This window comes from Streptomyces sp. MB09-01 (assembly GCF_033794505.1).
Taxonomy (GTDB): Bacteria; Actinomycetota; Actinomycetes; order Streptomycetales; family Streptomycetaceae; genus Streptomyces.
In genome coordinates this window covers 1-10,229 of the sequence record NZ_JARAYQ010000279.1, presented here as the reverse complement: position 1 = coordinate 10,229, position 10,229 = coordinate 1, and the positions used below count along the sequence as shown (strand labels likewise).

Annotated in this window: 7 protein-coding genes and 3 pseudogenes; 7 read left to right on the top strand and 3 right to left on the bottom strand. The window is 68.9% G+C overall.

The window, feature by feature from the left end; all coding sequences use genetic code 11:
• From PV721_RS36520 to PV721_RS36510, 3 genes and pseudogenes are all read left to right on the top strand, one after another.
• Positions 1–249, top strand: a 249-nt coding sequence (locus PV721_RS36520) for a CU044_2847 family protein (protein WP_319732077.1), incomplete at its 5' end; no start/stop codon positions are given.
• Entirely contained in the window at positions 242–4,375 is a 4,134-nt protein-coding gene (locus PV721_RS36515; protein WP_319732076.1) for a trypsin-like peptidase domain-containing protein, read from the top strand. The genes PV721_RS36520 and PV721_RS36515, both read left to right, overlap by 8 nt.
• Positions 4,376–4,419: 44 nt before the next feature.
• A pseudogene (locus PV721_RS36510) lies at positions 4,420–5,181 on the top strand (IS5 family transposase).
• A gap of 153 nt (positions 5,182–5,334) precedes the next feature.
• Here PV721_RS36510 and tpg read toward each other — a convergent pair.
• The gene (gene tpg / locus PV721_RS36505) at positions 5,335–5,781 is read right to left on the bottom strand and encodes a telomere-protecting terminal protein Tpg (RefSeq protein ID WP_319732075.1); all 447 of its coding nucleotides are present in this window, start codon (positions 5,779–5,781) and stop codon (positions 5,335–5,337) included.
• A 164-nt stretch (positions 5,782–5,945) separates the two neighbouring features.
• On the opposite strand from tpg, the gene PV721_RS36500 reads away from it, so the two are divergent.
• From PV721_RS36500 to PV721_RS36490, 3 genes and pseudogenes are all read left to right on the top strand, one after another.
• Positions 5,946–6,362 carry a hypothetical protein gene (locus tag PV721_RS36500; protein WP_319732073.1) on the top strand — a complete coding sequence of 139 codons (417 nt, stop codon included), beginning with the start codon at positions 5,946–5,948 and terminating at the stop codon, positions 6,360–6,362.
• A gap of 132 nt (positions 6,363–6,494) precedes the next feature.
• Positions 6,495–7,037, top strand: coding sequence for a hypothetical protein (locus PV721_RS36495; RefSeq protein ID WP_319732071.1), 543 nt, complete (start codon positions 6,495–6,497; stop codon positions 7,035–7,037).
• A gap of 73 nt (positions 7,038–7,110) precedes the next feature.
• A pseudogene (locus PV721_RS36490) lies at positions 7,111–8,090 on the top strand (IS5 family transposase).
• 174 nt (positions 8,091–8,264) lie between these two features.
• Here the strand turns inward: PV721_RS36490 and PV721_RS36485 are convergent.
• Together PV721_RS36485 and PV721_RS36480 are read right to left on the bottom strand one after the other, a co-directional pair.
• The gene (locus PV721_RS36485) at positions 8,265–8,696 is read right to left on the bottom strand and encodes an SMI1/KNR4 family protein (protein WP_319732069.1); all 432 of its coding nucleotides are present in this window, start codon (positions 8,694–8,696) and stop codon (positions 8,265–8,267) included.
• A gap of 435 nt (positions 8,697–9,131) precedes the next feature.
• Positions 9,132–9,968, bottom strand: a pseudogene (locus tag PV721_RS36480) (RHS repeat domain-containing protein); the annotation flags it as partial.
• A gap of 60 nt (positions 9,969–10,028) precedes the next feature.
• Here PV721_RS36480 and PV721_RS36475 point away from each other — a divergent pair.
• Positions 10,029–10,229: BtrH N-terminal domain-containing protein (locus PV721_RS36475; RefSeq protein WP_319732068.1), on the top strand; the 201-nt coding region annotated here is incomplete at its 3' end.

Below are 10,229 nucleotides of genomic sequence, written 5' to 3'. Positions count from 1 at the left end.
GAGGGGCCCGTGAAGGCAGGGCGGGCCGGGGATCTCGTCCGTGAGGTCCCGGGCACGTTGGAGGAGGCTCTGGAGCCGGTCACCCGGGCGGCGCAGAGCGCGCTCGACCAGTTGCGCAGGGCGCGGCCCGACGAGATCACGATCGAGTTCGGGGTGGACCTCGCGGTCGAGGCTGGCGCGGTGATCACCAAGGGCAGGGCCACCTGCCATCTGCAGGTGGTCATGTCCTGGCGCAGCGGCCATGACTAGCGCCGGACGACGGGCCCAGCAGGAGACTCCGTCGGAGCTGCCCACCGCGGTGGCGCAGATCCTCGCGCCGGACGCAAGCGTGGCGGGGGCGGGCTTCCTCGTGAGCGAGGACGTGCTGGTCACGTGTGCTCACGTCGTCCTGGCCGCTGGAAGCGGGCCGGGGGACCGGGTGGCGCTGGCCTTCCCCCGTGTGGCCGGAGCAGAGGGGCTGGAGGGGGAGGTAGTCCCCGACCTGTGGCGCCCGCCCGAGGACGAGGACGTCGCCTTCGTCCGGCTGCCCGGTACGCCGACCGGCATGAGGGTGCTGCCGCTGGGCTCCGCCGAGGGCTGTCGCGGCCATAGGGTGCGGTCGTTCGGCTATCCGGCGCAGGCGCTGCGCGAGGGGCACCTGGGCTTCGGAAGGGTGGGCGATCTGCTGCCGCCCGCAGGGCGCGCCGGGGCGCGTCTTCAGCTGACCGAGGCCAACGACATCACCACCGGGTTCAGCGGCGGGCCCGTCCTCGACGAGGTGACGGGCCTGGTCATCGGCATGCTCACCGAGATCACGGCGTCCGATGCGTTCGCCCGGGGGCAGGGCATCGCCTACGTCGCGCCTTCGCAGGTGCTGCGGGCCGTCATGCCGGAGCTGACCCCGCGGGATGAGTGTCCGTACCGAGGGCTGGAGCCGTTCACCGCGCAGCACGCCCGCTGGTTCGAGGGGCGCAAGGAGGCAGTGGAGCAGGTGCTGGCCGGCCTCGGCAGCCACCGGCTGACGCTGCTGCTCGGGCCGTCCGGGTCGGGGAAGTCGTCGCTGATCCAGGCCGGGGTATTGCCGGCGTTGGCGCGGGGGGAGGTGCCGGGAAGCGACGGATGGCTGCCGGTGTCGGCCCGGCCCCGGCAGGACCTGCTGGCGGAGATCGAGCGGGTCGGGCTGCCGGGGGCGCGGCGTGACGGGATCGGGGCGGCAGTCGGCCGACGGCTGCGGAGGGAGCCCGACCACCACCGGGTTCTGCTGGTCGTCGACCAGTTCGAGGAGCTGCTACTGCATGGCGCCGACGGCCGGATGGAGGAGTTCCTGGGCGCTGTCGACGACATCGCCCAGGGCGCCGAAACGGTCACCGCCCTCAGCGTGATCTTGATCATGCGCGACGACTTCTATCCCCAACTTGCCGCACTGGCGCCCAAGTTGCTGGAAGCCGCCACCCCCGGCCTCCTCAACATGCCGGGCACGCTGAGCCGAAGGGACCTCCACGAGATCATCGTGCTGCCCGCCGAGAACGCGGGACTGCGCTTCCAGCCTGGGCTGCCCGAGCAGATCATCAGCGACGTCCTGGCGAGTAGCCCGGATCCTGCGGCCGCCCGCCGGGCACCGGTCACCGTACTGCCCCTGCTCGAGATGACGCTCAAACAACTGTGGCTGCGGCGGCACGACGGCTACCTCACCCACGAAGCGTACCGGCGGATCGGAGCGGTCAGCGGAAGCCTGACGACATGGTGCGACGCCGCCCTCAACGAGCTCTCCACGGGCCGGCGACGCATTGCGCAGCACATCCTCACGTCCCTGGTCCAGCCCGCTGACCGCAACCGCCGCACCCCCGCCGTCCGTGCACAGGTCCCGCTCGACGAACTGCGCGACCTGGCGGCCGGCCCCGACGGCGCGCCCGGCAACGACTTCGACGAGGTGATCGCCACTCTCACCCGCCACCGCCTCATCACCACGCAGACGCTCCGCGACCCAGCTCGGCCCGGTGCCCCGTCGGGCGCACCGGTGGCGGAGCTGATTCATGACGCGCTCATCCGTGACTGGGGTCGGCTACGGGAGTGGGTCGAGGAGGATCACCTGTTCCAGGAGTGGCTCAACCGCACTTGGGAGCGGCAGCGCGACTGGGCGGAGAGGAAGGATCCGGGCGACCTGCTCGCGGGGGCGGCCCTCGCGGAAGGCTCCAAGCTGTCACGGGACCGGGGCCTGCCCGAGGACATCGCGGCCTTCCTTTCCACCAGCCGAAAACGCCAACAGACCCTGGCTCGGCGGCGCAGGCACCTCATCGCAGTCCTGGCCACGCTGTTGGGGCTGGCGCTGATCGCCGCCGGGATCGCGGTGCTGCAGTGGCGTACCGCGGTGGACGAACGGCAGGCGGCGCTGTCCCGGCAGCTTGCCACGCAGTCCCGCACGCTCCTCGACGTGAGCCCCGACCTCTCCTCACTGCTGGCCGTCCAGGCGTACCGCGCCAGCCAGACACCCGAGGCTCTGGCAACTTTGCGGACCGACGCGTCCCTTCCGGCATATCGGCGTCTGCCCGGGCACACCGACACCGTGAATTCGGTGGCGTTCAGCCCCGACGGCCGCACCTTGGCCACCGGAAGCGCCGACGGAACCGCACGGCTGTGGGACACTGCCACCGGAACGCCTCGAGCCACCCTCCGCGGGCACCCCGACGAGGTGGCTTCGGTGGCGTTCAGCCCCGACGGACGCACCCTCGCCACGGCTAGCGCGGATGGTGCACGGCTGTGGGACACGGCCACGGGCAAGGCCCGCGCCACGCTGCACGCGAGCACCGGCGGCGTGTTCTCGCTGGCGTTCAGCCCCGACAGCAGCACTCTCGCCACCGCCGGCGGAGACGGCATCACCCAGCTGTGGAACACCGCCTCCCGCGCGGTTCGCACCACGCTCACCGGGAACGGCTCGACGGTGTTCTCCGTGGCGTTCAGCCCCGACAGCAGCACCGTTGCCACCGCCGGCGCGGACCACACAGGACAGCTGTGGGACGCCGAAACGGGCGCCCCCCGCACCACGTTGACCGGGCACACCGGTGCGGTCAACGTGATCGCGTTCAGTCCCGACGGCCGCGCGCTCGCCACCGGCAGCGACGACGGCACCATGAAGGTCTGGAATGCCGCCACCGGCAAGGCGCGCAGCTCCTTGGACGTGGCCAACGGCGCGGTACAGGCCGTGGCGTTCAGCCCCGACGGCAGTACCCTTGCCATCGGCGGCATCAACCGCCTCCTGCGGCTGTGGGACGTGGCCACGGGGGCGATCAGCGGAACGCTGATCGGTCATACCGACACGGTGCAGTCGGTGGCGTTCAGTTCTGACGGCCACACCCTCGCCAGCGCGAGCGACGACAAGACCGTACGCCTGTGGGACCTCAACCCTCGCGACGGCCAGCCACTTGTCGGGCACACCGGCATCGTCTACGACGTGGCCTTCAGCCCCGACGGCGCCACCGTCGCCAGCGCCGGAGCGGACAAGACCGTACGCCTGTGGGACGTCACCGCGGGCAAGACCCGGAGGGTCCTGACCGGACATGGTGATCAGGTACTCAACGTGGAATTCAGCCCTGACGGCCGTACGCTCGCAACCTCCAGTACCGACACCACGGTAAGACTGTGGGACGTGACCACCGGTAAGATCCGCACCGTTCTCAGGGACCCCTCCGTCTCGGTGGCGTTCAGCCCCGACGGCCGTACCCTTGCCACCGGCAGTGTCGACGGCACCGTGAAGCTCTGGGACGGCGGCTCCGCCAGGCCGCGTGCCACCCTCTCCGGACACACCGGCTACGTGGGCACGGTGGCGTTCAGCCCCGACAGCCGCACGCTCGCCAGCGGAAGCGCCGACGAGAGCATACGGCTGTGGGACGTCGCCACCGGCAAGACCCGCTTCACCGCCCGTACCTCGGACACCGTGCACAGCGTGGCGTTCAGCCCCGATGGCCGCACCCTTGCCACTGCCATCGGTGACTACAGCGTGCGCTTGTCGGACGCCTCCACGGGGAAGACCCGGACCACCCTGGCCGGGCGGACCAGTCAGGCGGCGTCGTTGGCGTTCAGCCCCGACGGCCGCACCCTTGCCACCGCCGACTTCGACTGGACCACGGGACTGTGGGATGCCGACTCCGGCAAGAACCGCGTCACCCTGATCGGGCAGCACGCCGGCGAGGTCACATCGGTGGCGTTCAGCCCCGACGGCCGTACGCTCGCCTCGGGCAGCGGTGACAAGACGGTGCACCTTTGGCATGTGAGCCTGCCCGCACCGTCCGAAGCGATCCAGAGGATCTGTCGTGCCGTCAACCGGGACCTGGACGCGGAAGAACGCACCACGTACCTACCGGGCAAACCCTCAGGCTCCGTCTGCTCCACCCGCCGCTAGGCAGTGTCTTCAAATGATCTTGCGTGGTGGATCATGGTCGGGTGATACGACGTCATGAACTGTCGGATGCGGAGTGGGAATTCGTCCGGCCGCTGCTGCCTGAGTCCTTGCGGGGGCGGAAGCGGTTGGATGACCGCACCGTGCTCAACGGGATCGTGTGGAAGTTCCGGACCGGGGTGGCCTGGCGGGATGTGCCCGAGCGGTACGGCCCCTGGGCGACACTGCACACCCGCTTCCGCCGGTGGGCCCTGGACGGCACTTTCGAACGGATGCTCCGGGCCGCACAGGCCAGGGCAGACGTGGCGAGGGACGTCGACTGGCTCGTGTCGGTCGACTCCACCGTCGTCCGCGCCCACCAGCACGCCGCCGGGGCCCGAAAAGGGGGCTCCGCAGCCCGGCACTCGGACGTTCCCGAGGTAGCCTGACCAGCAAGATTCACCTGGTTCACCGCCGTGATGGAAGCGATACGGGTCCCCCGGATCGGCCCGGGACGGCCGCGGGTCCGGCCCGCCCACGTGCTGGGCGACAAGGGCTACAGCTCCCGGGCCATCCGGACCTGGCTCAGACGGCGGGGCATCGCTCACACCATCCCCGAAAGGGCCGACCAGATCCGCAACCGGCTCCGACGTGGCAGCCGCGGCGGGCGTCCGCCGACCTTCGACAAACAGCTCTACAAACGACGCAACGTGGTCGAACGCTGCTTCAACCGCTTGAAGCAATGGCGCGGCATCGCCACCCGCTACGACAAGACCAGCGAGTCCTACCAGGCAGCCGTCAACCTCGCATCGCTCCTGATGTGGGCGTGACATTTGAAGACAACTCCTAGCGCAAGGACCCACGGCGCCGGTTCCGCTTGTAGTATGGCGTGCCGATGCGTCCTCCTTACGGACCATGCCGGGCTGGGCAGCGGACAGGCAGGACATCAGCCGCTTCGCGCCCACCAGGTCGCACTTCGCGCGCTACGGCACAGCACTGACAGAACCCTGCGCCGCACTGACATCTACTCTGCGCACGACAAGGTGACTCACCTCACCGGCGGCGATCAGGTGTCCACAATCGGCAGCCACGGGTGGGCCGTCACTGAACGCAGATCGGCGCCCCTCGCACCAAGTCCGCAGCTGCTCGCCGACGGTATGAGATGTCCTGCGGCCGTCGTCGGTGGTGCCGATGGGGGCGGTGTACCCGAAGCGGGCGCGGGTCTCGGCGGTGATGCCGGTGCGGGTGGCGGCTTCCTTGCGGCGGCGGTCGCGGACCTTGGGCTGCCAGCGTGCGCGCACGGCAGCGTCGATGCGGTCGGCGATCGCCTTGGGCGGGGTCTTGCGTTCCCCGGTGCGGTAGCGCTCGATCGAGCGCTGGCTGACGCCGAGCTCGGCCGCGACGGCTCTGGTGGTCTTCAGCTTGCCCATGGGCCCTTGCCCATGAGGTTGACGGCCTGCGCCATCTCCTGGACGTCTTCGGACTGGTATCCAACTGCACTGGTTGTTGGGGCCGTCCGGCGGTGGGCGGGTTCGTGGGCGGGGCAGGGCCGCAGACCGGCTGGCCGGTGGGCAGGGACGGGAGAGAGGGTGGCGTGCTGGTGGATTGGGACTGGTGGACGGTGGATTTCGGGGATGCGCACGCGGGTGCGGTGGGTGTGCTCGTCGGCGGTGGTGAGCCGGGCCTGGTGTACTTCGATGTCGGGAGCGGTCCGGACGTGCCGTCGACGACGCACTGGTCGGCCTACGACGGCCGGGCCCGCCGCCCGCGCGCGGAGGCCTTGCGGGCGGTGTGCGCGTGCGGATGGCGAGGCGCCGCGGAGTATCCCCTGGACTGGGCGACGATCGGCGACCGACCGTTGTACGAAGTGGACGTCGACCTCGCGGGACCGCTCGCGGACTGGACTGCGCACCTGTCCGTCGTCCGCGATGCTGCCTTGCCGCTGGCGGCGCTCCTGGTCGAGATGGCCGGGCAACGCGAGTTTTGCCGCGAGCAGCGGGCGGCGCTGTAGCCTCGCCGTCGTCCCCGCAACCGGTCAGCACAGACGGCCGGTGACGGTCTGCCGCGGCCGGTGTCAGGGGCCCCGGTTACCGTTGCCGGGTGAACGGATCGAAATGCACCTGCTGGCCCCCGCGTACCCGCGTTGCTGCCTCTCCTGGGCGCCGACGAGGAGGTCGTCGCGTTCTTTGCCGGGGTCGCGGACCTCGAGGCGACGGACCCGTCTTCCCACCTGTTGGAGGACGGCGTCCGGCTCGCCTCCGGTGCCCGGCTGGAGCAGTTCGCGCGGGCGGGTTCAGGGGACGCGTTCTGCTTCGTCGGTGAGGGCGGGGAGGAACGCCCGGTGGTGTACGTGAGTCTCGACGGTGAGGCCGGCCCGCTTGCGCTCGGGCTGCCGGAGCTGGTGCGGCTGTTTCTCGCGGTGCCGTGGTGGCGGGACGCTCCTGGTCGGACGGCCGAAGAACTCCGTGCGGTCGCCGACGAGTACCGGGAGGACATGCCCGGCCTCGACTGGCGACGCGACCGCGCAGCCCGGGCGCTCGGTCTCGATCCGGCCGGACTGCCGTCCGAGGCGGCGGCCCTGGCCCGGCTCGTGGAGCTCTCCCGGGGGCGGGTCGCCACGGCCTGCCTCATCGTCGGGTACGAGGGCGATCCGCTCGACCCCCTGTTCGGCGCCGTCCCCGACTAGGGCCTGTGTGGTGTCGTGATCAGTTGCTGGGTTTTGCCTTCTCTGTGGGGTGGAACCCGGTAGGACATTGGTCGTGACGCGTAGACAACTCACCAATGCTCAGTGGAAGTTCATCGAGCTGTATTTGCCGATCGGCAGGTACGGTCCGTACCCCGAGCGGCTGCGGGAACAGTTCGAGGGGGTGATCTGGCGGTTCCGTTCCAGCGGCCAGTGGCGGGAGATGCCTGCCGAGTTCGGCCCCTGGGCCACCGTCTGCGGGCGTTTCCGGGTCTGGCGAAACGCCGGCGTCTTCTCCGCGCTGTTGGAAGGCGTGATCGCCGAGGCCGCCCGCGTGGAGAAAACGGACTTGTCGCTGGTCAGCGTGGATTCCACAACGGTCCGCGCCCACCACGACGCCGCCGGGATGCGCGTCGGCAAGAGCCTCATGGAGGCCCTGGAAGAGGCTGCGCGGGAACAGGAGGAGGCCCGGCAAAAAGGGGCGGACCGGAGGAACAGAACGGACAGGCCGAGCGTCGACGCGTCCGACGCCGACGCAAGCTCCGTCTGAAGGAAGCCCTGCTCGGCAGGTCCCGTGGCGGACTGACCAGCAAGATTCATCTCGCCTCGGACTGCAGATGCCATCCGCTCGCGTTCGTCCTGACCGCCGGACAGGCCGCGGACAGCCCGCAATTCATCCCCGTGCTCGAGAAAGTATGGATCCGCGTCCCCGTCGGCCGTCCCCGAACCCGGCCCGGCGCGGTCGCCGGAGACAAGGCCTACTCATCCCGCGGCAACCGCGCCTACCTGCGCAAACGCGGAATCAAGGCAGTCATCCCGGAGAAGAGGGACCAAGCCGCCCACCGGAAGAAGAAGGGCGCGAGAGGCGGCCGGCCCGTCAGCCGCGACGCCGATCTCTACAAGGAACGGAACACCGTCGAACGCCTGATCAACAAACTGAAGGCCTGGCACGGCATCGCCACCCGCTACGACAAGGCACCCGAGAGCTACCTCGCCGGCCTCCACCTCCGCGCCGCAATGATCTGGATCGACGACCTCCTGAAAGCCGCCGACTGATCACAACATCACACAGGCCCTAAGGCCGACTGGAACCAGCGGATGCGCTCCCCAGTGCACCCCTGTCGGGCTGGATCGCTCAGGAGTCGATTCGGCAGTTTTATACCTAGGGACAGTTCGCTAACAGGCGCCATTCGCGTCACCGGCATGGCACCGGTGACGCGAAGCTCCATCTCAGCGGTACCAGTCCTCGCCGGGCCGCGACAGCGCGTTGTGGAGGTACTGCTCCATGTTCGACGCCACCCAGGTACGACTGTCGTTCTCGTGATTCCAGACGAAAACATCGGGACGCCTGGGGGAAACGGGGAGGGCGAACTGGTCACCGCCGCCGTTGTCCCCGAAGAAGAGCAGTGCGTCGAACGGCATGTAGAGGGACCGGAGATCTTCCCTGGTCCGGAATTCCTCATTGGTGCGGGCGATTTGCTCCGCGTTCCAGACGGCGTCCGTTCCGTCTTCGTCCACCACGCCGTTGAATTCGGTGAGCAATTCCCGCAGTGAAGTCGGCAAGGGGCTTCCGATCCGGTGTTCCAGACCGAGCAGGTCCTGCTCGGTCGCGGGCACGGCCACCTCGATGTCTTCGTACTGTTCCACCAGTTCACGCCACACGGGTCCTCCAAGGCTCCAAGGTTCGCATCACCTTATCCTGGGGCTGAACCAGTTACCCAATTTGTCGTCGATTTTCGTCGCATGGTCGAGGACTTCTTGCCGCGTCGGGTGCGGATGGCTCTCGTAGAACCGATTCCACTCGACACGTATTTCGCTGAGATGGATACGGCTGTTGATATCGCCCTTGGGTATTCCGCGAAGGTTCTCGATCGAGTGGATCTCCTCCGGCTTGCAGAGCCCCGGGTACCTGTTGAGGGTCTGCTGGTCGATCGCGTGGTGGACGACCACCTTGCCCTTGAGTTCCGGATGCTCTGCGAAGAACGTCTTTTTGTAGGAGAAGCTGTCCGTGTACCCGACGCTGGCACCCTGGCGGGTGGGCACGCCGGTTCCGAGGATCGACTCCTTCTTTGCCGCCGCGATCTTGGCTGCTTCCCCGCACGGGATGAGTCCCAGCGGATCCGACCAGCTCAGAGGGTTGGGCACGTAGGAGGCGGGATGGGGAGCGGCCGCCAGGCCCAGCGGGTCCTGGCTCATGTAGCGGGCGGTCTCCGGGTCGTAGTACCGGTGCACGTTGTAGTGCAGGCCGGATTGCGGGTCGCTGTACTGCCCGGGGAAGCGCAGGGGCGTATAGGCGCTGCTGTCCGTCGACCACCCGGTGAGGCCCCAGAGGGTGGATCGGGCGCGCCACGCCGTCTCGCCCTGCTCGTCCAACAGCGCGGTGGGCGTACCGATCAGGTCCGTCACGATCGCGAAGAAGCGGCGGTCGATCTCCCGCTGCCCCGACGGTCCGTCCAGGATTCGTTCGAGTTGGGCCACCGGCACCAGGCCGTCGTGATCCCAGGTGACGGTGACCGGGTGGGGCAGGTGGGAGGACCGGGTGGTCTGCTCGCACAGCACGGACCCGTCCCATGTGAACGTCGCCTCCTCGGCCACTGACCGGCCGTCGTCGCTGAGGCGCTGTTTGGCGATGCACCGGCCGAACGCGTCGTAGAGGTAGCGCCACGCGGTCCCGTCGGGGGTGGTGACGGAGCGAAGGCGGTCCTCGGCGTCCCAGTCGTAGCGCCAGGTATCGGGCTTGCGGGACAGACGCGTCTTCTGTCGGAGGATGACACGGCCCTGCGCGTCGTACTCGTACCGCACACCACCCGCACGATGGAGGAGCGTGCCGCTGTAAGTGCGCTCGCCCGTGGCTTCGGCGGAGGCGTGCCGGCGGGGCCAGTCGGCCGTCGAGATGTTTCCCGCTCGGTCGTACGCGTAGCGCTCATTCCAGTCGTCCGTTGTTCCCCACACTTGCGTGCGTGTGGTCGCCCGGGGAGGAGGAGAATGTGCGGCATGGCCATGGTGAAAGACATCGATGTTCGCGGTATGCAGCACTGTGAGACGACGGCACTGGGCATGCTGCTGCGACATGAGGGACTCGACTTGTCCGAACCTATGCTGTTCGGGCTCGGCTCCGGGTTGTCCTTCATCTACTGGGACAGCAAAAGCATGGGCTTTCCCTTCCTGGGCGGCCGGGTCAAGCCGTTCGAGCTC